The 25,284-nt window shown below is 68.7% G+C and carries 25 protein-coding genes and 2 tRNA genes; 7 read left to right on the top strand and 20 right to left on the bottom strand.

Going from position 1 to position 25,284, the window contains the following annotated elements; genetic code table 11:
* Positions 1-18: 18 nt before the first annotated feature.
* From argB to rpmH, 9 genes are all read right to left on the bottom strand, one after another.
* Complete coding sequence (gene argB / locus NBE95_RS01305) at positions 19-918, bottom strand: acetylglutamate kinase (RefSeq protein ID WP_289894814.1); 900 nt, start codon at positions 916-918, stop codon at positions 19-21.
* A 92-nt stretch (positions 919-1,010) separates the two neighbouring features.
* On the bottom strand, positions 1,011-1,661 hold the full coding sequence (gene yihA / locus NBE95_RS01310; RefSeq protein ID WP_289894108.1) for a ribosome biogenesis GTP-binding protein YihA/YsxC: 651 nt from the start codon (positions 1,659-1,661) through the stop codon (positions 1,011-1,013).
* Entirely contained in the window at positions 1,658-2,416 is a 759-nt protein-coding gene (locus NBE95_RS01315) for an MOSC domain-containing protein (RefSeq protein ID WP_289894109.1), read from the bottom strand. The genes yihA and NBE95_RS01315 overlap by 4 nt, the downstream gene beginning before the upstream one ends.
* Positions 2,413-4,356, bottom strand: coding sequence for a membrane protein insertase YidC (yidC, locus tag NBE95_RS01320; RefSeq protein ID WP_289894110.1), 1,944 nt, complete (start codon positions 4,354-4,356; stop codon positions 2,413-2,415). The genes NBE95_RS01315 and yidC overlap by 4 nt, the downstream gene beginning before the upstream one ends.
* A 234-nt stretch (positions 4,357-4,590) precedes the next feature.
* The gene (locus NBE95_RS01325; RefSeq protein WP_289894111.1) at positions 4,591-5,871 is read right to left on the bottom strand and encodes an EAL domain-containing protein; all 1,281 of its coding nucleotides are present in this window, start codon (positions 5,869-5,871) and stop codon (positions 4,591-4,593) included.
* Between the two features lie 58 nt (positions 5,872-5,929).
* Complete coding sequence (gene ttcA / locus NBE95_RS01330; protein ID WP_289894815.1) at positions 5,930-6,829, bottom strand: tRNA 2-thiocytidine(32) synthetase TtcA; 900 nt, start codon at positions 6,827-6,829, stop codon at positions 5,930-5,932.
* A gap of 54 nt (positions 6,830-6,883) precedes the next feature.
* Positions 6,884-7,123, bottom strand: a complete 240-nt coding sequence (yidD, locus tag NBE95_RS01335; RefSeq protein ID WP_289894112.1) for a membrane protein insertion efficiency factor YidD — start codon at positions 7,121-7,123, stop codon at positions 6,884-6,886.
* Complete coding sequence (gene rnpA / locus NBE95_RS01340) at positions 7,120-7,560, bottom strand: ribonuclease P protein component (RefSeq protein WP_289894113.1); 441 nt, start codon at positions 7,558-7,560, stop codon at positions 7,120-7,122. The genes yidD and rnpA overlap by 4 nt, the downstream gene beginning before the upstream one ends.
* A 32-nt stretch (positions 7,561-7,592) precedes the next feature.
* Entirely contained in the window at positions 7,593-7,730 is a 138-nt protein-coding gene (rpmH, locus tag NBE95_RS01345) for a 50S ribosomal protein L34 (protein ID WP_017998233.1), read from the bottom strand.
* Between the two features lie 249 nt (positions 7,731-7,979).
* Between rpmH and NBE95_RS01350 the strand changes: the two genes are divergently transcribed.
* Together NBE95_RS01350 and NBE95_RS01355 are read left to right on the top strand one after the other, a co-directional pair.
* Complete coding sequence (locus NBE95_RS01350) at positions 7,980-9,410, top strand: HAMP domain-containing sensor histidine kinase (protein WP_289894114.1); 1,431 nt, start codon at positions 7,980-7,982, stop codon at positions 9,408-9,410.
* Positions 9,411-9,503: 93 nt separating this feature from the next.
* Positions 9,504-9,580: transfer RNA gene (locus tag NBE95_RS01355), tRNA-Arg, on the top strand.
* Between the two features lie 126 nt (positions 9,581-9,706).
* Here the strand turns inward: NBE95_RS01355 and ptsP are convergent.
* Together ptsP and NBE95_RS01365 are read right to left on the bottom strand one after the other, a co-directional pair.
* Positions 9,707-11,950, bottom strand: a complete 2,244-nt coding sequence (gene ptsP / locus NBE95_RS01360) for a phosphoenolpyruvate--protein phosphotransferase (RefSeq protein WP_289894115.1) — start codon at positions 11,948-11,950, stop codon at positions 9,707-9,709.
* Positions 11,951-11,981: 31 nt separating this feature from the next.
* The gene (locus tag NBE95_RS01365; protein WP_289894116.1) at positions 11,982-13,238 is read right to left on the bottom strand and encodes an aspartate kinase; all 1,257 of its coding nucleotides are present in this window, start codon (positions 13,236-13,238) and stop codon (positions 11,982-11,984) included.
* A 166-nt stretch (positions 13,239-13,404) separates the two neighbouring features.
* Here NBE95_RS01365 and NBE95_RS01370 point away from each other — a divergent pair, with 166 nt between their 5' ends.
* Positions 13,405-13,602, top strand: a complete 198-nt coding sequence (locus NBE95_RS01370) for a hypothetical protein (protein WP_289894117.1) — start codon at positions 13,405-13,407, stop codon at positions 13,600-13,602.
* 390 nt (positions 13,603-13,992) lie between these two features.
* On the opposite strand, the gene NBE95_RS01375 is transcribed toward NBE95_RS01370, so the two are convergent.
* The 4 genes from NBE95_RS01375 to pdxH form a co-directional block, all read right to left on the bottom strand.
* Positions 13,993-14,069 (bottom strand) — tRNA-Pro (locus tag NBE95_RS01375).
* 62 nt (positions 14,070-14,131) lie between these two features.
* Positions 14,132-14,632, bottom strand: a complete 501-nt coding sequence (locus tag NBE95_RS01380; RefSeq protein ID WP_289894118.1) for a DUF192 domain-containing protein — start codon at positions 14,630-14,632, stop codon at positions 14,132-14,134.
* The gene (locus NBE95_RS01385; RefSeq protein ID WP_289894119.1) at positions 14,629-15,222 is read right to left on the bottom strand and encodes a cold shock domain-containing protein; all 594 of its coding nucleotides are present in this window, start codon (positions 15,220-15,222) and stop codon (positions 14,629-14,631) included. The genes NBE95_RS01380 and NBE95_RS01385 overlap by 4 nt, the downstream gene beginning before the upstream one ends.
* 129 nt (positions 15,223-15,351) lie before the next feature.
* Complete coding sequence (pdxH, locus tag NBE95_RS01390) at positions 15,352-16,014, bottom strand: pyridoxamine 5'-phosphate oxidase (protein WP_289894120.1); 663 nt, start codon at positions 16,012-16,014, stop codon at positions 15,352-15,354.
* Between the two features lie 83 nt (positions 16,015-16,097).
* On the opposite strand from pdxH, the gene fabI reads away from it, so the two are divergent.
* From fabI to NBE95_RS01410, 4 genes are read left to right on the top strand one after another with little or no spacing between them, the layout of a single operon-like run.
* The gene (fabI, locus tag NBE95_RS01395) at positions 16,098-16,925 is read left to right on the top strand and encodes an enoyl-ACP reductase FabI (protein ID WP_289894121.1); all 828 of its coding nucleotides are present in this window, start codon (positions 16,098-16,100) and stop codon (positions 16,923-16,925) included.
* A 9-nt stretch (positions 16,926-16,934) separates the two neighbouring features.
* Positions 16,935-17,537 (top strand): LysE family translocator, encoded by a 603-nt coding sequence (locus NBE95_RS01400; RefSeq protein ID WP_289894122.1) that lies wholly within the window; start codon positions 16,935-16,937, stop codon positions 17,535-17,537.
* Positions 17,538-17,546: 9 nt separating this feature from the next.
* Positions 17,547-18,044, top strand: coding sequence for a xanthine phosphoribosyltransferase (gene gpt / locus NBE95_RS01405; RefSeq protein WP_019352165.1), 498 nt, complete (start codon positions 17,547-17,549; stop codon positions 18,042-18,044).
* Positions 18,044-18,520 carry a DUF2127 domain-containing protein gene (locus tag NBE95_RS01410; protein ID WP_289894123.1) on the top strand — a complete coding sequence of 159 codons (477 nt, stop codon included), beginning with the start codon at positions 18,044-18,046 and terminating at the stop codon, positions 18,518-18,520. Before gpt ends, NBE95_RS01410 begins: the two co-directional genes overlap by 1 nt.
* A 319-nt stretch (positions 18,521-18,839) precedes the next feature.
* Here the strand turns inward: NBE95_RS01410 and map are convergent, their stop codons facing one another.
* The 5 genes from map to NBE95_RS01435 form a co-directional block, all read right to left on the bottom strand.
* The gene (gene map / locus NBE95_RS01415; protein ID WP_289894124.1) at positions 18,840-19,589 is read right to left on the bottom strand and encodes a type I methionyl aminopeptidase; all 750 of its coding nucleotides are present in this window, start codon (positions 19,587-19,589) and stop codon (positions 18,840-18,842) included.
* 96 nt (positions 19,590-19,685) lie between these two features.
* On the bottom strand, positions 19,686-21,188 hold the full coding sequence (gene trpE, locus NBE95_RS01420; RefSeq protein WP_289894125.1) for an anthranilate synthase component I: 1,503 nt from the start codon (positions 21,186-21,188) through the stop codon (positions 19,686-19,688).
* Positions 21,188-23,167, bottom strand: coding sequence for a peptidylprolyl isomerase (locus tag NBE95_RS01425; RefSeq protein ID WP_289894126.1), 1,980 nt, complete (start codon positions 23,165-23,167; stop codon positions 21,188-21,190). Before NBE95_RS01425 ends, trpE begins: the two co-directional genes overlap by 1 nt.
* Positions 23,168-23,273: 106 nt before the next feature.
* The gene (locus tag NBE95_RS01430) at positions 23,274-24,449 is read right to left on the bottom strand and encodes an aminotransferase (protein ID WP_289894127.1); all 1,176 of its coding nucleotides are present in this window, start codon (positions 24,447-24,449) and stop codon (positions 23,274-23,276) included.
* Positions 24,450-24,458: 9 nt separating this feature from the next.
* Positions 24,459-25,235: a hypothetical protein gene (locus tag NBE95_RS01435; protein WP_289894128.1), complete on the bottom strand. Its 777-nt coding sequence runs from the start codon at positions 25,233-25,235 to the stop codon at positions 24,459-24,461.
* Positions 25,236-25,284 lie beyond the last annotated feature (49 nt).

The raw sequence follows: 25,284 nt of genomic DNA on the forward strand, positions 1-25,284 counted from the left end.
GGGCCGGCCGCCCCGATTCTACAGCCCGCTATCGCCCTGGCGCAAGCCGCGCGGCTTGACCCGCGGCTCGGTCGAGCGGATCAGCGAACCGGCGCCATGTTCGGTGAACAGCTCCAGCAGGCAGGCATTCGCCACCCGCCCGTCCAGGATCACCACGGCGCGCACGCCCTCCTCCAGCGCCTTCAGCGCGGTCTCGGTCTTGGGGATCATGCCGCCGGCGATGGTGCCGTCGGCGATCATCGCCCGCACCTGGTCGGGATGCATCGCGGTCACCACCTCGCCCGAGGCGTCCTTGACCCCCGAGACATCGGTCAGCAGCAGCAGCCGGTCGGCCTTGAGCGCCCCGGCAATGGCGCCGGCGGCGGTGTCGCCGTTGACGTTGAAGGTCTCGTTATCCTCCATCCCCGTCGCCACCGGGGCGATGACCGGGATCAGCCCGGCATTGTAGAGGTCGCGGATGATCTGGACGTTCATCTCGACCGGGCGGCCGACGAAGCCCAGTTCGGGGTCGTCCGGCTCGCAGACTATCAGGTCGTCGTCCTTGCCGGAAATGCCGACAGCGCGGCCGCCGGCATCGTTGATCGCCTGCACGATGCGCTTGTTGACCAGGCCGGACAGCACCATTTCGACCACCTCGACGGTCTCGCGGGTGGTGACGCGCTTGCCGCGCACGAAACGGCTTTCGATGCCCAGCTTGCCCAGCAGGTCGTTGATCATCGGGCCGCCGCCATGGACCACGACCGGGTGGATGCCGACCTGTTTCATCAGCACGATGTCGCGGGCGAATTCCGCCATGGCCTCGTCGTCGCCCATGGCATTGCCGCCGAACTTCACCACCACCACAGCGCCGGAATAGCGCTGCATGTAAGGCAGGGCCTCGGACAGAGTGCGGGCGGTGGCGATCCAGTCACGGTTCATCTTCTGCTTTCTCATCGAAGGCCCCTGTTCGTCGCGCCCGACCCTAGGACGCCGGTGCCGATCAGTCCAGAGCGGCCCGGTCAAGATTCGATTCAGTCGAGACCGGCGATGATGGCGCGCAGCGTGGCGATGCCCTGCCCCTTGTCCGAGCTTGTGACCACAAGCTCGGGGTAGGCGGCGGGATGCTTCTGCAGCGCCTCCTGCACCTGCGCGACGGTGGCCTCCATCGCCTGGGCGCCGATCTTGTCGGCCTTGGTCAGCACCACCTGGAAGGGCACGGCCGAACGGTCGAGCAGCTTCATGATCTCGTGATCGACATCCTTCACGCCATGGCGCGAATCGATCAGCGCAAAGGCCCGGCGCAGCGTCGGCCGGCCGGCCAGGTAGTTCTTCAGCAGCGCCTGCCATTTCGCCACCACCGCCACCGGGGCCCTGGCGAAGCCATAGCCGGGCAGGTCCACCAGATAGGCCTGGTCGCCCAGGGTGAAATAGTTGATCTCCTGCGTGCGGCCCGGCGTGTTCGAAGCCCGCGCCAGCCCGTTCCGGCCGGTCAGCGCGTTGATCAGACTGGACTTGCCGACGTTCGAGCGGCCGGCGAAGCAGATCTCGGGCCGGTCGGCGGGCGGCAGCCCGTCCATGGCGACCACGCCCTTGAGGAAATCGACCGGCCCGGCGAACAGCTTGCGCGCCGCCTCGGCCACCTCGGCATCGGGCTCGGGGGCGACGGGAAAGGCGACCTTCATGCCCGCACCTCGTCCCCCAGCGCGATCTCGCCGCCGGTCACCACCTCGGCATAGATGCCGAAGTCGCGATGGCCGAATTGCGCCTCCAGCGCCTCGGGCATGGCGATGTCGATGCGGCCGGTCGCGGGGTCGGCGCTGGTCGCCGGGCAGCGGCCGATGGTCTCGGTCACCCGCAGCTCGACCTCGCCCACGGTCAGGACATGGCCGATCAGATCGCGCTCGGCATAGGGGGCCCAGCCGTCCAGCCACAGATTGCCACGCCAGCGTTCGATGCCCAGAGCCATCCCCAGCCGCGATTCCAGGTCGGCCAGGCTCGACAGCGACAGGATGGAGATCCAGGGCTGATTCACATCGGTCCAGCCGGTCGGCCCCCGCACCAGACGGGTGGGGCCAGGCTTGCCCTCGGACCAGAGCGGGCGGACCCAGTCCACCAGCCGCGCGCCCTCGGTCTCGGGGTCGAAGTCCAGATCGGCCAGGTCAGGATGGGTCAGGCGGATCCGCCCGTCCTCCGCACCCTCGCCCCAGCCGCCCTGCACCGCCTGCAGCCCGGCCGATGCGGCGCCGCGCAGAAAGCAGGACTTGGGCAGCCAACGCTGCGGCACGTCGCCGGCGTGACGCTCGCCGCCCTCGGTCAGCAGCGCCCAGAGCCGGTCGCCCGGCAGCCGCCGCGCCGCGGCCAGGCGGGCGCGGCGCAGGTCCTCGCCGCCGATCGCCTTGATCGGGTGCCGGCGGATCCGGGCGATGCGGCCGGTCATTTGCCGCCCTTGTCCCCGGGCTTGCCCTTGTCACCGGCCGCCTTGGATCGTGCCGGCAGGCTGGAGCGGATGTTGCCGAACAGGTCGGGGCGGTGGCCATGCATCGACATGATCGTGTATTGCTGCAGGATGGTGATGGTGTTGTTGGTGATCCAGTACAGCACCAGGCCCGAGGCGAAGCCGCCCAGCATGAACATGAAGATCCAGGGCATCCAGGCGAAGATCATCTTCTGCGCCGGATCGGCCGGGGCCGGGTTCAGCTTCTGCTGCATCCACATCGAGATGCCCAGCAGGATGGCGAGGATCGGCAGGGTGAAGCTGTGCAGGAAGCTGCCCTGTCCCGGCGTCGCCCAGGGCAGCAGGCCGAAAAGGTTCCACAGGCTGGACGGGTCCGGCGCCGAAAGGTCGCGGATCCAGCCGATCCAGGGCGCATGCCGCAGCTCGATGGTGACGAAGATCACCTTGTAGAGCGAGAAGAAGATCGGGATCTGCAGCAGCACCGGCAAACAGCCCGCGGCGGGGTTCACCTTCTCGCGCTTGTAGAGCTCCATCACCTCTTTCTGGTATTTCATCCGGTCGTCGCCGATGCGGCCCTTGATCGCCTCCATTTCCGGCTGCAATTCCTTCATCTTGGCCATCGAGATGTAGGATCTGCGCGCCAGCGGGAAGACCAGCAGCTTCAGCACGAAGGTCAACGCGATGATCGCCCAGCCCATGTTGCCGATCATGCCGTGCAGCCAGTGCAGCAGGCGGAAGATCGGCTTGGTCAGGAAGTAGAACCAGCCCCAGTCGATGGAATCGACGAAACGGTCGATGCCGGGATTTTCCTGATAGCCGTTGATGACCTCCCAGACCTTGGCGCCGGCGAACAGGTGGCTGGCGCTGGTGCCGGTGGCGCCGGGGGCGACGGTCTGCACCGGCATGCGCGTCTCGGCCTGGTAGATGTCGGCGCCGGGGGCGTATTTCACCACCGCCGTGAAGGGATTGCCCGGCGCGGGGGCCAGCGTCGTCATCCAGTACTTGTCGGTAAAGCCGATCCAGCCGTTTTCCTGGACCTCGATCAGCTGCGCCGGCCCCTCGCCCGGCAGCGCGGCGAGATCGGGCAGGTTCTTGTATTTCTCCTCCAGAAGCTTGCCGTCGGTCATGCCGACGATGCCTTCGTGCAGCACGAAGAAGTTCTGGGTATCGGGCTTGCCGTGGCGGGCGAGGATGCCGTAGGGCGCGGCCGAGAACGGCGCCGAGCCGGTGTTCTCGACCGATTGCGTCACGGTGAACAGGAACTTGTCGTCAAGCTCGTAGATGCGGCGGAAGATCTGCCCCGCGCCGTTGTCCCAGCGCAGCGTGACCGGCTGGCCGGGCGCGAGGGTCGAGCCGGATTCGATGGCCCACAGCGTGGCCGGGCCGGGGACCAGCGCCGGATCGGTGCCGGCGGCGGGCATCCAGCCATAGACGGCGTAATAGGGTTTCTGCACCGCAAGCTGGGTGTCGCCGCCCGGCGCGACCGGGCTGCCCTGGGCCTGCAGCTCGGGCTTGGCGGTGGGCGAAAGCAGCCGCACGAAGGGCGAACCGGGGTCCAGCGTCTCGTGATAGCCGGTCAGTTCCAGATCGTCGATCCGCCCCCCCGCCAGCGAGATGGTGCCGGCAAGCGAGGGCGACTCGATCTTCACCCGGCCGGCCTTGGCCGAGGGATCGGCGCTGGTCGCCGCATCGGCCGCCAGAGCCGGGGCGGCGCCCTGCGGCGCGGCGCCAGGCGCCGCCGGACTGCCCGTGCCGGGCGCGGCGCCTTGCCCCGTGGTGCCCTGCCCGGTCCCTTGCGTCGTGGTCTGCGCCCCATCCTGCGCGGGCGGCGCCGGCTCGGGGGCGAAGAAGATCGACCAGACGAGCATGACGAGGGCCGAAAGCACCATCGCCAGGATAAGGTTGCGGTTGTTGTCTTGCATTCCGGACCAGCCCTTCGTCGTCACCCAGCCTGAGGGTTCGGGCCGCTTCAACAGAAGCGACCGGCAAAGGTCAAGGGAATTTGCCCGAAAACCGCCGAGCGGACTGTGCAGCGCCCGGCCGCGCGCCGGCGGACGCGCCACGGTCGCGGCACCGGCAGAGCGGCGTCGAGGCCAAGGGAAGCAGGCCATTTCGGCCGCATGGCCCAAACCGATCACCAGGCGGCATGGCGCGGGTCAGACCCTGCGCCGCAGATCGAAGGGCGCCGGCAGGGAATGGCCATGCTCCAGCAGGAAATCGTCGACCGCGCCGGGCTCCAGCGGCGGCAGGACGGCCGGCCCCTGCACCGCGTCGAAGCCGATCTGCGCCAGAAAGGCGTTCTCCTCTGGCGTGGCGACGCCGTCGGCCAGGGTCTTCAGCCGCAGGTGTTCGGCCAGCGCCAGGATGGCCAGAATCATGCGCTGCTGGTCGGCCCGCCGGTCGCAACCCGCGATGAAGTCGCGGCCGATGCGGACCCGGCCGATGCCGAAGCGGCGCAGGTCGGCCAAGCCGGCGCTGCCGGTGCCGAAATCCCCCAGCGCAATGGCGCAACCCGCCGCGGCAAGGCTCTGCAGGCTCGCCGACACCGGCATCCGGCCGCCGCGGCCGCCGACGGGCTCGCAGATCTCGATCTCCAGCCGGTCGGGCGAGAGATCCTGGCGGTCCAGTTCCCACAGGATCGAGTCGGCCAGCACCGGGTCGGCCAGCATCCGGTCCGACAGCGGCAGCGACAGCAGCGGCACGCGCGCGCCCATCCGGTCCCAGCCCTTGAAGGCGCTCAGCGCCAGGCGCAGCACATGCGCGGCGATCCGGCCCAGGCTTTCTTCGTCGAGACGCGGCTCGACCTCCTCCAGATCACGGCCGTCGCGATCGTCGATACGCAGCCGCGGCAACGCCCGCAGCGCCAGCACCTGACCGGTATCGCAGCAGATCTGCGGCTGGAACAGCAGGGCGACGCGCTCCAGCGCGAAGGGCGCGGAGTCTGTCCCGCCATCCTCGGCGCCAAGCTCGACGAACCGCAACTGCCCCGCGACCGAGAGCGGGCTGCAACCCTGGAGCGCCGCCCGGCCCTGCGCGTAAAGCGCATCCGGCGGCCGGGTGCCGCTTTCGTCGCTGACGATGACCCCGTTCAGCACCGGGCAGATCCGCAGCTCCGGCAGTTCGACCCCGGCGCGGCAGATGGTCTGCAGGCGCGCAAGCAATCCGGGAACCGCCTGCCGCCGGCCAATGGCGAAAAGGCCCAGGATCTCGGGCGAGCCGGGGGCGCGGGATTGCGGCAGCAGCCGCAACTCGGCGACCAGGCGGCGCGCCAGCAGGTCGAGCATCTGTTCCAGCAGCGCCGGGCCAAGGCCCAGGCGCAGGGTCTCGACATTCTCGATCCGCAGCACCAGCGCCAGCCGGGCCCTGTCCTGCCCGGCGCCCGTCCTCTTGACCAGCCGTGTCAGCCGCGCCGCCGCGGCGGTGATTCCGTAAGCCATGCCCAGATCCGAATCTGTTGTCCGGCTTGCAGACTAGCCCGCGACGCTTTTCGTTCGGTTAATGTTCGCGCAGGATCGGCACGGGTTTTTCGCTAAAATCCGACGCATCCGGCATCAGCGCCGTGAAGTCGAACAGCTTCGGGTCCGGCAGATGCGAGGGGCGCACGTTCATCAGCGCCCGGAACATGACCTGACGCCGGCCGGGCGCGCGCGTTTCCCATTCGTCCAGCAGCTTCTTGACCTGCATCCGCTGCAGCCCCTCCTGACTGCCGCAGAGGTCGCAGGGGATGACCGGATAGTTCATGGCGCGGGCGAACCGCTCGCAATCGGCTTCGGCCACGAAGGCCAGCGGACGCAGCAGGTTCAGATCCCCCTCTTCGTTCAGGAGCTTGGGCGGCATCGAGGCCAGCCTGCCGCCATGGAACAGGTTCATGAAGAAGGTTTCCAGGATATCGTCGCGGTGATGGCCCAGCACCACGGCCTGGCAGCCCTCCTCGCGGGCGATGCGATAGAGGTTGCCGCGGCGCAGGCGCGAGCACAGGCTGCAATAGGTCCGCCCCTCGGGCACCTTCTCCTTCACGATGGAATAGGTGTCCTGATACTCGATGCGATGCGCCACCTGCCGGTCGGTCAGGAATTCCGGCAACACGGTCGCGGGAAAGCCGGGCTGGCCCTGGTCGAGGTTGCAGGCCAGCAGCTCGACCGGCAAGAGCCCGCGCCATTTCAGCTCGTGCAGCACGGCGAGCAGCGTGTAGCTGTCCTTGCCGCCCGACAGGCAGACCAGCCAGCGGTCGCCGGGGCGGATCATGTCATAGGTCTCGATCGCGGCGCGGGTCTCGCGCACCAGGCGCTTGCGCAGCTTGCGGAATTCGGTCGAGGACGGGGCGCCGCGAAACAGCGGGTGGATTTCCTCGGCCGTGTCGAAATTCTCGGTCTCGCTGGCGATATCGTCCCGCATCATTCGTCCTCGTCGGGCTTGCGCGCCCTGATTAGCATGAAAAGCGCCGCGGCGTCAGTCCTGCGGCTGTTCCGAACCCGGCACAGGATCGTGGCCATGCCCGCCCCAGGGATGGCAGCGGCAGATGCGCCGCGCCGCCAGCCAGCCGCCCCGCACCGCGCCATGCCGCTCCAGCGCCTCGAGCGCATAGGCCGAGCAGGTGGGCTGAAAGCGGCAGCCATGCCCGACCCAGGGGCTGGCAACCAGCCGGTAGCCGCGCACCGGCAGCGCCAGCAGATGCGCGAGCGGGCTCATTTGCCATGCACCCGCGCCAGTGCGGCGGCAAGGTCGGCGCGCAATGCGGCGAAGTCACGGTTGACCGTGGAGTCCGGCCGGCCGACCAGCACGTAATCCCAGCCGGGCCGCGCCGCGGCCGGCATGACCTCGCGCGCCAAGGCCCGCAGCCGACGCTTGGCGCGGTTGCGCATCACCGCGTTGCCGATCTTCTTCGAGCAGGTGAAGCCGACCCGGATCGCCTGCCCCGCCTCGTCCTCGGGACGCCAGCGGGCCTGCAGCAGAAAACCGGGCATGCCCTGCCGGCGGGCCGAGGCCGCACGCAGGAAATCCGCCCGCTTGCGCAGGGTCTCCAGCCCAGCCCGCGCCTCGGCCGCCGAAACGGCAGAAGCCGCCCTGTCCGGCGTCGGCTCAGCGACGGGCCGGTCAGCGGCGGCTGCTTCGGGGGTGCTGCCCATCACGGAAAGCCCACGCCCTGAGGCGCGAAGGCTTACGCGCTGAGGGACTTGCGGCCCTTGGCGCGGCGGGCGTTGAGCACGCGGCGGCCGCCCTTGGTCGCCATGCGCGCGCGGAAGCCGTGGCGGCGGGCGCGAACCAGGTTCGACGGCTGGTAGGTGCGTTTCGACATCTTTCAACTCCGGGTCGGGGCGTGTCAGGGTATGGGCCACCAGCCCACGCAAGACGCGCCGGTCATTCGAGGCCCGCTGGATAGTCGCCCGCGCCGGCCAAGTCAACCGCAATAGGTGGATTTCGGCAGAGTTGCCGCCGACGGGCAGCAGGCAGGGAACTTAGGCAATGTCACGCATGTTTGAACTGCGCGGCCCCAGCCATTATGTGAAGCAACGGCGCCGAGACAAGGGGAATTGCAGAACCGACCATGTCCCTGAATACCCTTTCCGGCCGATTCGCGCTGCTGACGGGCATTTTCGTGCTCTTGGCGGAAGTGTTGATCCTGTTGCCGTCGATCGCAAACTATCGGCTGGATTTCCTGGAATCGCGGCTCGAGCGCGCGCAGATCGCCAGCCTTGCGCTGCTGGCGACCGACGAATCGCTGGCCTCGGACCTGGAATCCGAGTTGCTGGAGAATGCCGGCGTCTTCAACGTGGTGCTGCGGCGCAACGACGTGCGGCAACTGGTGCTGTCCTCGCCGATCCCGGGGCCGATCTCGGCCACCTACGACCTGCGCGAGCAGCCGTTCTGGACCTCGATCCGCGATGCCATGGTGCAGCTTCTGGATCCGCACAACCAGGTGATCCGGGTGATCGGCGCCCCGGTGAACCAGGCCGGCCAGCTGATCGAGATCACCACCGACACCCAGGGCCTGCGCACCGAGATGATCGACTATGGGCTGCGGTTGTTGCTGATCTCGGCCGCCTTCTCGATCCTGACCGCGATCCTGCTGAACGTGGCGGCGCAAAGGCTGCTGCTGGTGCCGATCCGCCGGGTCATCAACCACATGACCGCCTATGCCGGCGCGCCCGAGGATGCGCGCTCGATCATCACGCCGACCGCGCGGCTGACCGAATTGAACGAGGCCGAGACGGCGCTGGCCGCCATGCAGCGCACCGTGACCTCGGCGCTGAAGCAGAAGGACCGGCTGGCGCAACTGGGCCAGGCCGTGGCGCGCATCAGCCACGATCTGCGCAACATCCTGACCACGGCGCAGATCTTCGCCGACCGGCTGGAGACCAGCGCCGACCCCGCGGTGCGCCGGGCCGCGCCCAAGCTGGTGAATTCGATCAGCCGGGCCGTGAACCTGTGCGAAACGACGCTGGCCTTCGGCAAGGCCGAGGAACCGGCGCCGTCGCTGTCGCGCTTCAACCTCTCGGCGCTGGTGGCCGAGGTGACCGAGGGCGAGGCCATGGCCGCAGACCGGCTGGACGGGGCCGAGCCGATCGAGTTCCTGACCGACATCCCGCCCAGCCTGACCATCCGCGCGGACCGCGACCAGTTGTTCCGGGTGCTGTCGAACCTGGTGCGCAACGCCCGGCAGGCCATCGAGGCCACGCGGCAACCCGGCACCATCGAGATCGGCGCCGGCGAGGACGAGACGGAATGGTGGATCCGCATCGGCGACACCGGCCCCGGCCTGCCGAAGAAGGCGCGCGACTTCCTGTTCCAGCCCTTCTCGGGCGGCTCGCGCAAGGGCGGCACCGGGCTGGGCCTTGCCATCGCGGCGGATCTGGTGCGCAACCATGGCGGCCGTCTGGAGCTTCTGCGCAGCGACGAGGAGGGCACGCAGTTCATCCTGCACCTGCCGCGCCAGCTTGCCATGGTCGCGCCGCGCCCGGAATCCGCGGTGGAATGAGGCGCAGGGGGCGGTGCCGGAAAAAGATTTCCGAAATGGTGATTTTGGGTCTTGCACCCCCCCGGCACTGTCTCTAGATAACCGCCTCACAGCGGACCCGTAGCTCAGCTGGATAGAGCACCAGACTACGAATCTGGGGGTCGGGCGTTCGAATCGCTCCGGGTCCGCCATGTAATCCCCCAAAAAACTGTGAAGCGTCGCCCGGCTTTGTGACGCTCCGGCTCGCGGCCGGGGGCCTGTGTCCCATGAAAAAGGCCGCCATGCAGGCGGCCTTTCGGTCCCTTACCGGGCCGCCGTCACTGGCGCGCCAGCCATTCCGTGATGCAGCGGCGCAGGTTGGTCTCGCCCAGATCGCGGGCATCGTCGATCACCCGCCGCAGCTCGGCCAGGTTCACGCGCCGGATCAGGTGCTTGACCGGCCCGATCGAGGCCGGGCGCATCGACAGCCGCCGGAAACCCAGCGCGGCGAAGGTCACCGCCTCGATCGGCCGGCCGGCATCCTCGCCGCAGAACGACACCGGCACCCGCGCCTCGTCGCAGCGCTGCACGATCTGGTCCAGCAGGGTGATGAACGAGGTGTTCAGCGTGTCGTAGCGCCGGCGCACCCGCTCGTTCTCGCGGTCGGCGGCAAAGAAGAACTGCTTCAGATCATTGCCGCCCACCGAGATGAAATCGCACATCTCGAAGAACTTCTTCGGCGCGAAGGCCAGCGAGGGGGTTTCCAGCATGGCGCCGACCCGGATGTCCGAGGGCATGGCATGGCCGAGCCGCTGCTCGCGCGCCAGCTGCTCCATCAGCAGCTTATGCGCCTCCTCGAACTCGTGCATCTCGGTGATGAAGGGGAACATCACGTGCAGCGGCCGGCCCACCGCGGCGCGAATCAGCGCCTGCAACTGCATCCGCAGCACGCCGCGCTTGTCGAGACCCACCCGGATCGCCCGCCAGCCCATCGCCGGGTTCGGCTCGTCCTGCGGTTTCATATAGGGCAGCACCTTGTCCGAGCCGATATCCAGGGTGCGGAACATCACCGGCTTGCCATGGGCATTGTCCAGCACATGCGCGTAAAGCGCCGCCAGCTCGCCCCGGCGCGGGACGCGGGTGCGGGTCAGGAACTGCAGCTCGGTGCGGAACAGGCCGACGCCCTCGGCGCCCGAGCTTTCCAGGCTGGGCAGGTCGGCCATCAGGCCCGCATTCATGTAAAGCTGGATCGTGGTGCCGCAGGTCGCGGTCGCCGGCAGGTCGCGCAGGCCGGCATAGCGCTTCTGCGCCTCGGCCTGCATGGCCACCTTGTCGCGAAAGGCCTTGGTGATCGATTCCTCGGGGCGCAGATGCACGGTGCCCATGTCGCCGTCCACCAGGATCTGGTCGCCGTTCAGCGCCTCGGAGGTGATGCGCTCGGTATGGATGACCAGCGGGATCGCCAGCGCCCGGGCGACGATGGCGGCATGGCTGCCGACCGAGCCCTCTTCCAGCACCACGCCGCGCAGCCTGCGGCCGTAATCCAGCAGCTCGGCCGGGCCGATATTGCGGGCGACCAGGATCGGATCCTCGGGCATTTCGGCGCCGGTGTCGCGGCCCTGCCCGGTCAGGATGCGCAGCAGCCGGTTCGACAGGTCGTCGAGATCGTGCAGACGGTCGCGCAGATAGGGGTCGGCGGCGCTTTCCAGCCGGGCGCGGGCCTGGCTCTGTTCTTTCTCGACCGCCGCCTCGGCCGACAGGCCCAGCTCGATCGCCTCCTCCATCCGCCGCAGCCAACTGCGGGAATGGGCGAACATGCGATAGGTCTCCATCACCTCGGCCGAATCGCCCGACCCCATGTCGGTGGCGGCCAGCAGGGAATCGACCGTGGTGCGCAGCATGGCCACGGCTTCGACCAGGCGCGCCTTCTCTTTCAGCGGATCGTCGGCGACCGGATTGGTCACCACCACGCGCGGCTCGTGCAGCCAGACACGGCCCTCGGCGCAGCCCTCCTGCCCGGTGCTGCCGCGGAACATCACCGGGAAACGGTGCTGCAGGGGCAGGCTGTCGGCCTGCGAACCAAGGAAGGCGCCCAGCTCGGCCATCTCGGCCAGCACCATGGCGACGACCTCGAGGCCATAGACCTCGTCCTCGGAAAACTGGCGGGCGTCGCGGGACTGCACCACCAGCACCCCCAGCCTTTCGCCGACGCGCTGGATCGGCACGCCGAGAAAGCTGGAAAAGATCTCCTCGCCGGTCTCGGGCATGTAGCGGAAGCCGGGCTCGGCCGGGGCGTTGGCGGTGTTCACATGTCGGCCGGTGCGGGCGACGCGGCCCACCAGCCCCTCGCCCAGCCGCAGCCGGGTCTGGTGCACCGATTCGGGCTTCAGCCCTTCGGTGGCGCAAAGTTCCAATGTGTCGGGATCGCGGAAAAGATAGATCGAGCAAACCTGCGTTCCCATCGAATCAGCGATGTGATGGGTGATCTGATCGAGACGATGCTGGCCGCCCCCGGGGGCGGCCAAGGTTTCGCGCAGCCGCAGCAGCAGCTTGCGCGAGTCACTGTCCTTGCGTTCGGGCATAATCCTCCCGCTTCAGCCTGTCGGGCCGGGCTCAGGCCCGTTCCAGTTCGAAGGCATCATGCAGCGCCTGCACCGCCAGTTCCATATATTTGCGGTCGATCAACACCGAAATCTTGATCTCGCTGGTGGAGATCACCTTGATGTTGATGTTTTCATCGGCCAGCGCCTTGAACATGCGCGCGGCGACCCCGGCATGGCTGCGCATGCCGATGCCCACCACCGAGACCTTGGCGACCTCGGTATCCACGACCAGCTCGTCATAGGCGATGGTGCCGGCGGCCCTGGCCTCCTCCATCGCCTTCTTGGCGCGGGCGACCTGGTTCACCGGGCAGGAAAAGGTCATGTCGGTCACCGCGCCCGGGTGATCCTCGTAATCCTTTTCCGAGATGTTCTGGACGATCATGTCCACGTTGACGCCGGCATCGGCCAAGGGGGCGAAGATCGCCGCCGAGATGCCGGGCCGGTCCTCGACGGTGACCAGGGTGATCTTGGCCTCTTCACGGGAATAGGCGACGCCGCTGACGACTTTCGATTCCATGATTTCATCCTCATCGCAGACCAGAGTGCCGCTGGTCTCATCCGTATCCTCGAACGAGCTGAGCACCCGCAGGCGGACCTTGTAACGCATGGCCAGCTCGACCGAGCGGGTCTGCAGCACCTTGGCGCCCAGGCTGGCCAGTTCCAGCATTTCCTCGAAGGCGATCCTGTCAAGCTTGCGCGCCTTCGAGGTGATGCGCGGATCGGTGGTGTAGACCCCGTCCACATCGGTATAGATGTCGCAACGCTCGGCACCGAAGGCGGCGGCGAAGGCGACGGCGGTGGTGTCCGAGCCGCCGCGGCCCAGCGTGGTGATGCGGTTGTCCGAGGCCAGCCCCTGGAAGCCCGCGACCACGGCCACCCGCATGCCCTCGGCGAATTTCTGATTGATGTTGTCGCAGGGGATCGACACGAACCGCGCCGAGGAATGCTGCGCGGTGGTGTTGATCGGCACCTGCCAGCCCTGCCAGCTGCGCGCGGGCACGCCCTGCTCCTGCAGGGTCAGCGCCATCAGCCCGGCGGTGACATTCTCGCCCGAGGCGACCACGGCGTCGTATTCGCGGGCATCGAACAGCGGCGAGGTCGCCTCGACCCAGCCGACCAGTTCGTTGGTCTTGCCCGACATGGCGCTGACGATGACGATCACGTCATAGCCGCGCTCGACCTCGCGTTGAACCTTCAGTGCGGCATTCTTGATGCGGTCCAGGTCGGCCACCGAGGTGCCGCCGAATTTCATCACCAGAAGCGGCATTCCCTTGCCCCCCAGCAGTTTCCGGGGCGGGTTCTATGGGCGGGCCGGGGAAAGAACAAGGGGCGGCGGGTATTTCCGCCCCTGTCCGGCGCATTTTTTGCCGCGCGCCCCGGCCCGGACCGCGACCGGTCTTGATGGCGGGGCGGCGGGGCCGCAAAAGGCGGCCATGAAAGCCACCCATGACGAATCCACCTTCACCCTGACCGGCAACATCTGGTCCGCCACCTATCCGCTGGAGGAGCTGCCGAAATGGCTGGACTTCTATCGCGACCGGTGCGAGCGCTTCCCCAGGGCCGCAAGCAGCTACGCCGCCACCATCGCGGCGCTTGAGGCGCTGGAGAAGGCGCTGGCTGCGCAGACATGACCCCGACCGGCTCAGGTGCCGGACAGATCCCGCCAGCGGCTGTGGATGTTCTCGCAATGCGCGTTTTCCGCGAATGCCCGATCCATCAGGGCCATGAAAGCCGTCCGCCACAAAGACGGCGGCTGCCGATAGACCCGCGAACAGAGGGGCTCGGACTGCTGTCCTCCAAGAATCCTGTTGATGCGGACTGACGTGCTCCACCAAGCGTTCATGGGAACCTCGTTTACTCTTCAAATGCCTTCCAACAGAAAAAGGTGACGCCTTTGAAACAGGCGGCGGCCCCTTGGAACATGAACCGCTTCTGATGCAACAAAGTCACGCTGGCTTTTTGGTCAGGCGGATAGTCCACCGGCCCGAAAGCGGTTGACTGGCCGTCGCCGAAAAGAGGAATGGTCGGGGCGAGAGGATTCGAACCTCCGGCCTACGGTACCCAAAACCGTCGCGCTACCAGGCTGCGCTACGCCCCGAACCTGAGCCGCTGTCTAGCGGCTGGCCGCGCGGGGGGAAAGGGGAAAAGCGGCCGCCGCGCTTAGTCGCAGGGCGCCAGCGCGGTGGCCTGCGGCAGTCCGGGATGGGACAGCGCCATGCCCTTGAAGATGCCCAGCCGGGCGGCGTCGCCCCCCGGCACCTCAAGCACCATCAGCCGATCCGGCGCCGGATCGCCGGGTGCCGCGCCGGGAATCGCCGTCTCGTCCAGCGGCCGGGCCATCGGATGGACATGCCGCACCTCGCCCCGCGCGTCGATAAAGACCAGATCCAGCGAAATCAGCGTGTTCCGCATCCAGAAGCTGACCGGCTGCGGTGTTTCATAGATGAAAAGCATCCCCTGCCCCGGCGGCAGATGCCGGCGGAACATCAGGCCCCGCGCCCGCTCCTCAGCGGAATCGGCGATTTCGACCTGGACCCGGACCGGCGCGCCCCGGCCGCTGAACAGGGCCAGGTCGGATTGGCAACCGGCCGCCTGGGCCGGGGAAGGACTGGAATTTAACTGAACCAGAGCAAGAAGAACCGCAACGGCTCGTAACTTCATACCGCGCCCGCAACCAGCCGCAATTTAGCGAGCGCGGCCGCCCCCCCCGGTTGCACCAACCGCGCCTCGATCGCGGCTCGTTCCCAAGAGAGGATTTGCGCGGCCATCATCCCCCGCCGGCCATCGACGACGCGAATGGCGATCGCCTCGCCCACCGCCAGGTCGGAAAAGCCCGAATGCCGCAGCACCTCGATATGCAGGAAGACATCGGCCTTGTCGGCGAAGACATTGGCAAAACCAAAACCCTTGGCCTTGTCGAACCATTTCACCCGCGCCGGCAGCAGCGGCAGCTGCGCCACTTCCTCGGGCGTGGCCGAGCACAGGTCGGCGATGGCCGGCATCGGCTCGGCCGCCGGCGGCGTGATCTCCAGCACCGCGACGGCCTGCATGCCGCGTGGGGTCTTCTGAATGATGGCCGTGACATGCGAACCTTCGGCGACCGAGCTTTGGCCGAAGTTCCTCAGCACGTTGGCGTGCAGGAGGATGTCGGCCCCGCCATCGGGATCGGTCAGGAACCCGAAGCCCTTGCCGCCATCGAACCATTTCACGACGCCCGCAATCTTACGCTGTTGTTCGTCGTCTTCGTCCATCTCTCTTCATCACCCGTCTGAAAACCAGAAACGACCCGAAACTCCGGCTCTCTCCCTCATGCAGAACTGAACGAAGGCGTCGCCGGGTTGGTCAGGTTTTCCATACCATGGATAAATCGCGAACCCGCATCAAGGGCTAAGACGGCTGACATGCCAGAAACTTTGCACGATTTCCTGATCGCCCCCCTGCAATAGCCTGTTTTCTTGGTCATAATCCTGTCTTGTCCAGCGAAAGCGGTCATGCAGGCGGAAGGCGCCGTCCGCCCAGAACTCGATCTGGACCGGACGGATGCGATACCCGCCCCAGTGAGGCGGGCGCGCGGGGTGCAACCCAAGATTGATTCCCTGCCGCGCCACCTCGGCCATCAGCGCGCTGCGGCTGGCCAGCGGCCGGCTCTGGCGCGAGGCCCAGGCGCCGATCCGCGACTGCAGCGCCCGCGACCGGTAATAGGCATCGGCCAATTCGTCCTCGACCCGGCTGACATGGCCGCGCACCCGCACCTGCCGGCGCAGGGATTTCCAGTGCATGACGAAGGCGGCGGCGCCGGTGGCTTCGATCTCGGCCGCCTTGGCGCTTTCGAGATTGGTATAGAAGACGAAGGCGCCGTCGGTGCCGGCGCCCTCGATCTCCTTCAGCAGGACCATGCGCACATCGGGCATGCCCTGGGCGTCCACGGTGGCCAAAGCGATGGCATCGGGGTCGTTCGGCTCGGTCCGCACGGCCTCGGCCAGCCAGCTTCGCGCGATGGCAAAAGGGTCGTCGCCCGCGAAAATTCCGCTACGATCGCTCACGGCAGCCTGCTTACCGACACTTGATGCCCCCTTGCAACTGTCCTAATCCTGCTGAAAACTGAAGAAGCGCAAGGGGCAGCATCATGTCAAGTGAAGCCGGTATCGGGCTGATGAAAAGTCGCCGCGGCCTGATCATGGGGCTAGCGAACGACAAGTCGATTGCCTGGGGCATCGCCAAGGCACTGGCCGACCAGGGGGCCGAGCTGGCCTTTTCCTATCAGGGCGAGGCGCTGAAGCGCCGGGTCGAGCCGCTGGCGGCGCAGGTCGGGTCGGATTTCCTGGCCGAATGCGACGTCTCGGACGAGGCCTCCATTGACGCGCTGTTCGAGACGCTGCGCGGGCGCTGGGACAGCCTGGACTTCATCGTCCACGCCATCGGCTTTTCCGACAAGGAGCAGTTGCGCGGCCGCTATGCCGAAACCACGCGCGACAACTTCCTGATGACGATGGATATTTCCGTCTATTCCTTCACCGCCGTCGCCCGCCGCGCCGCGGCGATGATGCCGAATGGCGGCTCGATCCTGACCCTGACCTATTACGGCGCCGAACGCGTCATGCCGCATTACAACGTCATGGGCGTCGCCAAGGCGGCGCTGGAAGCATCGGTGCGCTATCTCGCCGAGGATTTCGGCAAGGACGGCATCCGCGTCAACGCCATCTCGGCCGGGCCGATCAAGACCCTGGCCGCCAGCGGCATCGGCGATTTCCGCTATATCCTGAAATGGAACGAGCTGAACTCGCCCCTGCGCCGCAACGTCAGCCAGGAGGATGTCGGCAAGTCGGCGCTCTACCTGCTCTCGGACCTGGGCTCGGGCGTGACCGGCGAGACGCATCACGTCGATTCGGGCTATCACATCGTCGGCATGAAGGCGGTGGACGCGCCCGACATCGCCACGACGAAAAAGGACTGATCCCCCGCGATGAGCGCCGAGCAGGTCATCGCGCTTGTCTCGGCGCTGTCGCTGGCGATCCTGACCCCCGGCCCGGCGATCATCGCCACCGTGCAGACCGCTTTCGCCCATGGGCGCGAGCGCGCCCTGCCCTATGCGCTGGGGCTGGCCGTCGGCGCATCGCTGTGGTGCATCGCGGCGCTCGGCGGGCTGGCGGTGCTTTTCAAGCTGCATCCGGGCTGGTTCGCCGGGATGAAGATCCTCGGCGGGCTCTATCTGCTGTGGTTCGCCTGGCGGCTGTGGCGCGCCTCGACCCGGCCGCTGCCGCAGGCGGCGGGCGGCGCCTCCAGGGGGTTCTGGGGCGGAATCGCGCTGAATCTCTCGAACCCGAAGCCGGCATTGTTCTATGCGGCGCTGATCCTGTCGGTCTTTCCCGAGCCGATGGGCGCCGCGCGCCAGACGCTGATCTACGGCATCTGCCTGGCGACCGAACTGTGCTGGTACGCGCTGGTCGCGGTTCTGATGTCGACAGCAGCGATGCGCTCGCGCTATTTTGCCGCCAAGTTCTGGATCGACCGGGCCGCCAGCATCGCCATGGCGCTGTTGGGCCTGTTGTTGATCGCCAACCACTAAGGAGCCAGCATGAACGATCGCCTGCCCCATGAACGCGGATTCCACATCAGTTGGGATCAGATCCATCGCGATTCCCGCGCGCTTGCCTGGCGCCTGGAAGACCGCGAATGGCGGGCGATCCTGGCCATCACCCGGGGCGGGCTGGTGCCGGCGATGATCGTCGCCCGCGAGCTGGACATCCGCGTCATCGACACGATCTCGGTCAAATCCTATCGCGGCAAGGGCGGGCAGGAGCGCGGCGAGGTCAAGGTGCTGAAGGCCCCCGACCCGGCGGTGATGCAGGACGGCGACGGCATCCTGGTGGTGGACGACCTGGTCGATTCCGGGCGCACGCTGGAGCATGTGCGGACCATGTATCCCAAGGCGCATTTCGCCACCGTCTATGCCAAGCCCAAGGGCCGGCCGATGGTGCAGACCTATGTCACCGAGGTCAGCCAGGACACCTGGATCTTCTTTCCCTGGGACATGGCGCTGCAATACGTCCAGCCCTATCGCGGCGAGGATTGATGAAGCATATCAAGGGGAAGCACGGACCGCTGCACTGGCTGTTCGAGTCGACCCTGCTGCTGAAGGCGACCTTCGCGCTGTTCGAGGTCATGGCCGGCGCCGGCTTGTGGTGGCTGCCGCACCGGCGCCTTGCCGATTTCACCGCATGGCTGACCCGCAACGAGCTGATCGAGGGCCATCGCAGCCCGGTCTATGGCCGCGTGGCGGCGGCGCTGGCCGAGTTCTCGGCGACGAGCCAGCATTTCTATGCGCTCTACCTGCTCGGGCACGGCGCGATCAAGCTGGTGATCGTGGCCCTGCTGATGCGGCGGGTGGCCTTCGCCTATCCGCTGGGGATCGCGGTCTTTTCCGGCTTCATCGCGATGCAGATGCACCGCTGGACGCATACGCAGGCGCCCACCCTGCTGGCGCTTTCGGCCCTGGACGCGGTGGTGATCTGGCTGACCTGGCGCGAATGGCGCGGCAAGGCCGGCTAGGCGCGCAACGGCAGCGTGCGTTGCGCGCTGCCGCGCGGCGGGACGCAAGCGGAAAATCCCAGCATTTGCTGGGATTTCCGCTGTGACCGGCGTGCAGCGCCCGTACACCGCGCGTACACGGGGCGTGCACCGCAGAACCCGCAGGGAGTCTTTTCCGGCTTGGGGCCGCAATGCCGCCCCGCCCCCGCGTCAAGGTCCGGGGCGGCGACGGAGACGGCGGGACGGCGGGACGGCGGGACGGGACGCGGGGGACCGAGACGGGGACGGGGACGGGAACGGAGACGGAGACGGGAACAGCGGCGCCGGAGGGCAACCGGCTTCATCCCGGTTGGGTGACGATGATCGCGCCGCGGTCGGTCGCCACCACCGTATGCTCGTATTGCACCACGGCGGCGCGCGGCTCGCTATAGAGCGTCCAGCCGTCCGCGCCGTCGGTCGCCCACATCCCGCCCATGGACAGGAAGGGTTCGACGGTCAGCACCAGCCCCTTGCCGATCCGCCGCCGGTCGCCCCGGGTGGGCCAGGTGGCGATCTCGCCCGGGTCTTCGTGCAACGCCCGGCCGATGCCGTGGCTGGCCAGGTTGCGGATCAGCGTGTAGCCGCGACCGGCGGCGAAATGCCCGATGGCCTTGCCGATCCCCGCCAGCGGCTTGCCGCTGCCGACCTGCGCGATGCCGATCTGCATGGCCCGCCGGCCGTCGCGGCAAAGCCGGTCCAGCGCCGGCGGCGTGGGCGCGACGCGGAATGTCGCCCCGGTATCGGCGAAATAGCCGTCCTTCGAGGCTGACACGTCGATATTGACCAGATCTCCGGCCTCGATCCGGCGTTCGCCCGGAATGCCATGGGCGACTTCCTCGTTCACGCTGATGCAGGTGGTGCCGGGGAAGCCGTAGGTCGAGCGCGGCGCGGAAACCGCGCCCTCGGCCTCGAGCATGGCGCGGCCGATCTCGTCCAGCTCGCGGGTGGTCATGCCGGGCTCCATCGCCCTGGCCATGGCCTGCATCGTATTGGCGACGATCCGGCCGACGGCCTTCAGGCCGTCCAGCTCGTCCTGCTTGGTGATCGTCATTCCCGCATGCTCCCGACCATGGTGGCCAAGGCCGGCATAGCACAGGATGGCAGCCCTGTCCCGCCGGCCTGCACCGCCCGGCCTGTCCTGCCGCGCCTAGCCGTTCCCGCGCACGAAACGCGCCGCTTCCTCGGCGGCGCGGCGCAGGGCGCGGCTCTTGTTCACCGTTTCCATGAACTCGGCCTCGGGGTCGCTGTCATAGACCACGCCGCCGCCGGCCTGGATGTAAAGCTGGCCGTCCTTGATCACCCCGGTGCGCAGGGCGATGCACATGTCCATTTCGCCATTGGCGGCGAAATAGCCGACGCCGCCGGCATAGACGCCGCGCTTCTCGGGCTCGAGCTCGTCGATGATCTGCATCGCCCGGACCTTGGGCGCCCCCGAGACGGTGCCGGCCGGCATCCCCGCCAGCAGCGCCGACAGCGCGTCCTCGCCCGCGCGCAGCTCGCCCACCACGTTCGAGACGATGTGCATGACATGGCTGTAACGCTCGACGATGAACTGCTCGGTCGGGGTGACGGTGCCCATCTTGGCGACCCGGCCGACATCGTTGCGGCCCAGGTCCAAGAGCATCAGATGCTCGGCCAGTTCCTTCTGGTCGGCCAGCAGGTCGGCTTCCAGCGCCCGGTCCTCCTCGGGCGTGGCGCCGCGCGGCCGGGTGCCGGCGATGGGGCGGACGGTGACCTGGCCCTCGCGCAGCCGCACCAGGATCTCGGGCGAGGCGCCGACGATCTGGAAGCCGCCGAAATTCAGGAAGAACATGAAGGGCGACGGATTGGTGCGCCGCAAGCTGCGGTAGAGCGCGAAGGGCGGCAGCGGGAAATCCATCGCCCAGCGTTGCGAGGGCACCACCTGGAAGATGTCGCCGGCGCGGATGTAGTCCTTGGCCTTTTCCACCGCGGCCAGATAGGCTTCCTTGCTGAAATTGCTGCGCAATTCGCCGATCTTCAGGTCGTGGCCCAGGGCGCGCGGCTCGCTGGGCTGGCGATCGAGCGAGCGCAGCGCCTCCATCAGCCGCTCGGCCGCCTGGGCATAGGCGGCGCGGGCCGGCGTGGCCGCGTCGTGCCAGGCGGGGGCGCAAAGCGCCACCTCGCCCTTGACGCCGTCCAGCACCGCCACGACCGAGGGGCGCATCATCATCGCGTCGGGCAGGCCAAGGGGGTCGGGGTTCACGTCGGGCAGCCGCTCGACCAGCCGGATCATGTCATAGCCCAGATAGCCGAACAGCCCCGCCGCGCCGGCCGGCACGCCGTCGGGCATGTCGATGCGGCTTTCGGCGATCAGGGCGCGCAGGCTGTCCAGCGCCGGGCGGTCGTCTTCCGCGTATTCGTCCGAATAGCGGGCGTTGCGGTTGATGCGCGCCTTGCCGTCCCGGCATTCCCAGATCAGGTCCGGCTTCATGCCGACGAAGGAATAGCGGCCGCGCACCTCGCCGCCGGTGACGGATTCCAGCATGAAGGAATTCGGCGCCGCCTCGGCCAGCTTCAGCATCAGGCTGACCGGCGTGTCGAGGTCGGCGGCCAGGCGGATGGTCAGCAACTGGTTGCGGCCCTGCGCCCAGCCGCGCTCGAACGCGGCATATTCGGGGGTGATCTCCATCACTGGACCTGCGCGTTCACCGCATCCACGGCGGTCTGGTTCAGGGTGACGCCGCCCTGGGCCTGCAGCGCGCGGGCGAAATAGTCGAACACGTCCTGGCGCAGCGAATCCGCCAGCCGGTTGGCGATGCCCTCGCGCACCTGCTCGGCCTCGTCGCCCTCGGTCACGGCAGGATGGATCTTGTCGAGCGTGACCAGGAACACCCGGTTCTCGGCATCGACCACCTCGGCATCGCCTTCCCTGGCGATCTCGAAGGCCTGGCTGACCAGATCCTGCGGGGCGTCGCTGATGAAGCCGCCGCGCGCCAGGTCGGTGACGGCGGTGCCGGCATCGGGGCCGGTCGCCGGGTCGGTCGCGGGGGCGGTGGGCGGCGCCTGCGGCGGGGTGACGGCGGCATTGCCGGCGGCGGCGCCGACGGCCTGGGCCACCGGCGCGGTCGCCGCCGCCGGGGCGGGCTCGGCGGCCGCCTCGGCCTGGACCTTGCGCTCCTCGGCCAGGGCCAGAAGCTGGCGATGGGTCTCGTTCCGGCTCCAGTCCTCGGCCACGCGGTCCTTCACCTCGGCGAAGGGGATCAGCGCCGGCGGCTGGATGCCGTCGAGGCGCAGGGCGAAGACGCCGCCATCGTCCAGTTCCAGCAGTTCGGGGAAGTCCTTCTCGCCGATCTCGGCGGCCTTCTGGCGGAAGACCGGATAGGCGTCGATGCCGTTCGGATCGGCCTCGGCCCCGGCGCTCCAGTCGATCTGGCCCAGCTTCATCGGGGTTTCCTTGGCCATGTCCTCGAGCGTGGCGCCGCCGGCCAGCATGTCCGAGAATTCGGCCGACTGGTCCTCGATCACCCGGCGGGCGCGGTCCACCGCGGCCTCGACGCGCAGCTCGTCCTTGGCCTGCTCGAAGGGGATGTCGACCGGATCGAGGATCGCGTTCATCGAGAACAGCGCCGGCCCCAGCTCCGAGCTGGCCGGGCCGGCCACGCCGGGCTCGTCCAGCGCGAAGACCGCCTCGCCGGCGGCACCCAGGTCGGCCTGGCTGACCTCGCCCAGGTCGATGTCGTTCAGCGTCAGGCCGCGCGCGGCGGCCAGCTGCTCGAAGGTGATCTCGCCGCCCTCGATGCGGGCCTTGGCTTCCTCGGCGGCGGCCATGGTCGGGAAGACCAGCCGCTCGACCATGCGGCGCTCGGGCTGCTGGAACTCGTCGATGCGGTCCTGGTAGAGGTCGCGCAGCGCCTGCTCGTCCACCTCGACCTCCTTCTCCAGCATCTCGGGGATCAGCCAGATATAGGTGATCTTGCGGGTCTCGGGCGCGGTGAAGCGGTCGGCATTGGCCTTGTGCCAGGCTTCCAGCGTCGCGTCGTCCGGGGTGGCGATCGGCTCGGGCAGATCCTCGGGCTTCAGCTCGCGCCAGCGGATGTCGCGGGTCTCCAGCAGCCAGCCCTGGGTCAGCGCGGTGACGGCCTGCGGCGCGCTGACCCCGGCCAGCGCCGCCTGCTGCAGGATCAGCCGCGCCTCGTCCATGCGCAGGTCGTGCTCGAACTCGGCCTCGCGGATGCCTTCGCGGCGCAGGGTGTCGGCATAGAGGCTGCGGTCGAACTGGCCGTTCATGCCGCGGAAGGCCGGCGAGCCGGTGATCTGCTTGGCCACCGCCTGGTCGCCGACCGAGATCCCCAGCCGGTTCGCCTCGGCCTCGAGCGCGGCGCCGGTATAGAGCCGGGCCAGCGCCGCCTGGTCGATGCCGAGAGCCTTGGCCTCGGCCGCGTTGACCTGCCGGCCGGTGCGGGCGGCGAAGTCCTGCATCTCGGCGCGCAGGGTGCGGGCATAGTCCTGCGACGAGATCCCGACCTCGCCCACCGAGCCGATATCGGCCGAGCCGCCCGAGAAATTGGTGACGCCGAAGCCGCCCAATCCCAGGACCAGCATCCCCATAAGCAACCAGACGATCGTCGATTTGCCCTTGCCGCGCATGATGATGCCGTGCCCCGCCACTTGTTCTTGTCAGTCAGCGCAAGTCTTTAGGGCGCCAAGGGCCCGGCGGCAAGGGCCGCGGTGCCCGTGCCGCCGCCTGCTGCGCTTCACGATCCGGTTGGCGCCATCAGGGCCGGAAGGCCTCCAGCCGCCGCATCAGCGCCGCGATGCCGTCGCGGTCGGCATTGGCGAAGGCGATGCGCAGGTGGCGCGCGGCCTCGGGATCGTCCGCGGGCATGAACATGCTGCCGGGCAGCAGCAGCACCCCCGCCTGACGCAGCAGGCGTTGCGCCAGCTCTGGCGCGGGCATGGCGAAGGGATGTTCGACCCAGGCGAAATAGGCGCCGCAACCCTTGACGCGCCAGCCCGGCAGCGCCGCCATGCCCTGGGCCATGGCGCGGCGGCGGGCCAGGATCTCGGCCCGCTCGCCGGCCAGCCAGTCGCGCAGATTCGCCATGCCCCAGGCGGCGCCGATCTGGCCGAGCTGGCCGGCGCAGATGGCGACGGTGTCGAGGAACTTTTCGACCTCGGCCATGCGGGCGGGACTGGCGATCAGCGCGCCGACGCGATGCCCGGTCAGCCGATAGGCTTTCGAGAAACTGTAGAGATGGATCAGCGTGTCGCCCCAGTCGGGATCGGCGAACAGGTCGTGCGGCGCACCTTCGCGCGCGTCGAAATCGCGATAGGTCTCGTCGAGGACCAGCGCCAACCCGCGCGACCGCGCCAGATCGAAGAAGCCGCGCAGCAGTTCGGCCGGGTATTCCGCGCCCGAGGGGTTGTTGGGGCTGACCAGCACGATGGCGCGCGACCGGTCCGAGACCAGCCGGGCGGCCTCGGCCGCGTCAGGCAGCATGCCCGGACCGCAGCGCAGCGGCACGGCGCGGATGCCCTGCATGTCGAGCCACATCTTGTGGTTGAAATACCAGGGCGTGGGCAGGATCACCTCGTCCCCTGCCCGGGCCAGCGTCTGGATGGCGGCGCAGAACGCCTGGTTGCAGCCCTGGGTGATCGCGACCTCATCGGCGCGGATGGTGCCGGCATAGGCGCGGCTCCAGTCGCGGGCCACCGCCTCGCGCAGGTCGGGGCGGCCCAGCACCGGACCGTAGAGATGCGCGTCGGGCCGCTGCAGCGCCGCCTCGGCCATGGCGCGGCGCAGGGCCTCGGGCGGCGGCTCGACCGGCGCGGCCTGGCTGAGATTGATCAGCGGCCGCTCGGGCGGGAAGGTCAGCCCTTCCAGCCAGCGGCGGGCCTCCATCACCGGCGGGCGGAAGGTGGCGGCCAGGGCGGGGTTGAGCGGCAGCATGGGCAGGTCTCAGTCGGTGAGGCGCAATCCGCCGAAATCCGGCGGCGTGGACAGGTCGAAGCCCGAGCCGGCGGCGGGCGGCGGGGCGGCGGCTGCCTTCGGGCCCGGCTCGGCCGGGGCAGCCTCGGCCGGCGGCTCCGGCGGGCCGGCGGCCGTCGGGGCAGCGGCGGGCAGCGCCCGCTCGGGCACCCGGTCGAGGCTGGGCACCACCACCCTGCCGGGCGGCGGCACCGGGATCGGCGCCTCGGCCGCCGGGTCGGGCAGATCGGCGGGGCCGGCCTCGGGCGGGGCCATCTCGGGGGCGCTGGGGGCCTCGGCCGGGGTTTCGGGCCGGCTGTCGGCGGCATCGGCCCGGGTCGGCGCGGCCTCGCCGGCGGGCGGCGGGGCGGCGGGGGCGGCGGCCCGCGCCGGCGGCTCGGCGGCCAGCGGCGCGGGGCGCTGCGGCTGCATGTCGGTGCCGCGGGCAAATTCGGATTCGGCCGGCACCGAGAGCGCGGTGGTTGCCGGCGGTTCGGCGGGTCCGACCGGGCCCGGCCGGGCGGCCGGTTCCGCAGGCTTCGCCACCTGGTCTGCCGGCGGTTCGGCGGCGGGCGTGACGGCGGGCGTGGCGGCGGCCGATTCCGGGGGCTTTTGCGGCGCAACCGGCGGTTTCGCGTCCCCGCCCCGGTCGGTGGCGGGCAGCGCGGCCGGGCGCGGCGGCTGCGGCAGGGCCAGCGACAGCGCCGCAAGCCCCAGCCCGCAGATCAGCGCGCCATGAACCAGACCTGCCGCAAATCCCCTCGCCATGCCTCGACCGTCCCGCCCTTGGCTTTCACGCCGGTTTTTCTTGCCCGCG

It is taken from the genome of Paracoccus sp. TOH, from assembly GCF_030388245.1.
Lineage (GTDB): Bacteria > Pseudomonadota > Alphaproteobacteria > Rhodobacterales > Rhodobacteraceae > Paracoccus > Paracoccus simplex.

What these genes read in the sequence shown, in the direction of transcription:
- argB (WP_289894814.1), bottom strand. Translation starts at nt 918, where the DNA reads ATGAACCGTGACTGGATCGCCACCGCCCGCACTCTGTCCGAGGCCCTG.
- yihA (WP_289894108.1), bottom strand. Translation starts at nt 1,661, where the DNA reads ATGAAGGTCGCCTTTCCCGTCGCCCCCGAGCCCGATGCCGAGGTGGCC.
- NBE95_RS01315 (WP_289894109.1), bottom strand. Translation starts at nt 2,416, where the DNA reads ATGACCGGCCGCATCGCCCGGATCCGCCGGCACCCGATCAAGGCGATC.
- yidC (WP_289894110.1), bottom strand. Translation starts at nt 4,356, where the DNA reads ATGCAAGACAACAACCGCAACCTTATCCTGGCGATGGTGCTTTCGGCC.
- NBE95_RS01325 (WP_289894111.1), bottom strand. Translation starts at nt 5,871, where the DNA reads ATGGCTTACGGAATCACCGCCGCGGCGGCGCGGCTGACACGGCTGGTC.
- ttcA (WP_289894815.1), bottom strand. Translation starts at nt 6,829, where the DNA reads ATGCGGGACGATATCGCCAGCGAGACCGAGAATTTCGACACGGCCGAG.
- yidD (WP_289894112.1), bottom strand. Translation starts at nt 7,123, where the DNA reads ATGAGCCCGCTCGCGCATCTGCTGGCGCTGCCGGTGCGCGGCTACCGG.
- rnpA (WP_289894113.1), bottom strand. Translation starts at nt 7,560, where the DNA reads ATGGGCAGCACCCCCGAAGCAGCCGCCGCTGACCGGCCCGTCGCTGAG.
- rpmH (WP_017998233.1), bottom strand. Translation starts at nt 7,730, where the DNA reads ATGTCGAAACGCACCTACCAGCCGTCGAACCTGGTTCGCGCCCGCCGC.
- NBE95_RS01350 (WP_289894114.1), top strand. Translation starts at nt 7,980, where the DNA reads ATGTCCCTGAATACCCTTTCCGGCCGATTCGCGCTGCTGACGGGCATT.
- ptsP (WP_289894115.1), bottom strand. Translation starts at nt 11,950, where the DNA reads ATGCCCGAACGCAAGGACAGTGACTCGCGCAAGCTGCTGCTGCGGCTG.
- NBE95_RS01365 (WP_289894116.1), bottom strand. Translation starts at nt 13,238, where the DNA reads ATGCCGCTTCTGGTGATGAAATTCGGCGGCACCTCGGTGGCCGACCTG.
- NBE95_RS01370 (WP_289894117.1), top strand. Translation starts at nt 13,405, where the DNA reads ATGAAAGCCACCCATGACGAATCCACCTTCACCCTGACCGGCAACATC.
- NBE95_RS01380 (WP_289894118.1), bottom strand. Translation starts at nt 14,632, where the DNA reads ATGAAGTTACGAGCCGTTGCGGTTCTTCTTGCTCTGGTTCAGTTAAAT.
- NBE95_RS01385 (WP_289894119.1), bottom strand. Translation starts at nt 15,222, where the DNA reads ATGGACGAAGACGACGAACAACAGCGTAAGATTGCGGGCGTCGTGAAA.
- fabI (WP_289894121.1), top strand. Translation starts at nt 16,098, where the DNA reads ATGTCAAGTGAAGCCGGTATCGGGCTGATGAAAAGTCGCCGCGGCCTG.
- NBE95_RS01400 (WP_289894122.1), top strand. Translation starts at nt 16,935, where the DNA reads ATGAGCGCCGAGCAGGTCATCGCGCTTGTCTCGGCGCTGTCGCTGGCG.
- gpt (WP_019352165.1), top strand. Translation starts at nt 17,547, where the DNA reads ATGAACGATCGCCTGCCCCATGAACGCGGATTCCACATCAGTTGGGAT.
- NBE95_RS01410 (WP_289894123.1), top strand. Translation starts at nt 18,044, where the DNA reads ATGAAGCATATCAAGGGGAAGCACGGACCGCTGCACTGGCTGTTCGAG.
- map (WP_289894124.1), bottom strand. Translation starts at nt 19,589, where the DNA reads ATGACGATCACCAAGCAGGACGAGCTGGACGGCCTGAAGGCCGTCGGC.
- trpE (WP_289894125.1), bottom strand. Translation starts at nt 21,188, where the DNA reads ATGGAGATCACCCCCGAATATGCCGCGTTCGAGCGCGGCTGGGCGCAG.
- NBE95_RS01430 (WP_289894127.1), bottom strand. Translation starts at nt 24,449, where the DNA reads ATGCTGCCGCTCAACCCCGCCCTGGCCGCCACCTTCCGCCCGCCGGTG.
- NBE95_RS01435 (WP_289894128.1), bottom strand. Translation starts at nt 25,235, where the DNA reads ATGGCGAGGGGATTTGCGGCAGGTCTGGTTCATGGCGCGCTGATCTGC.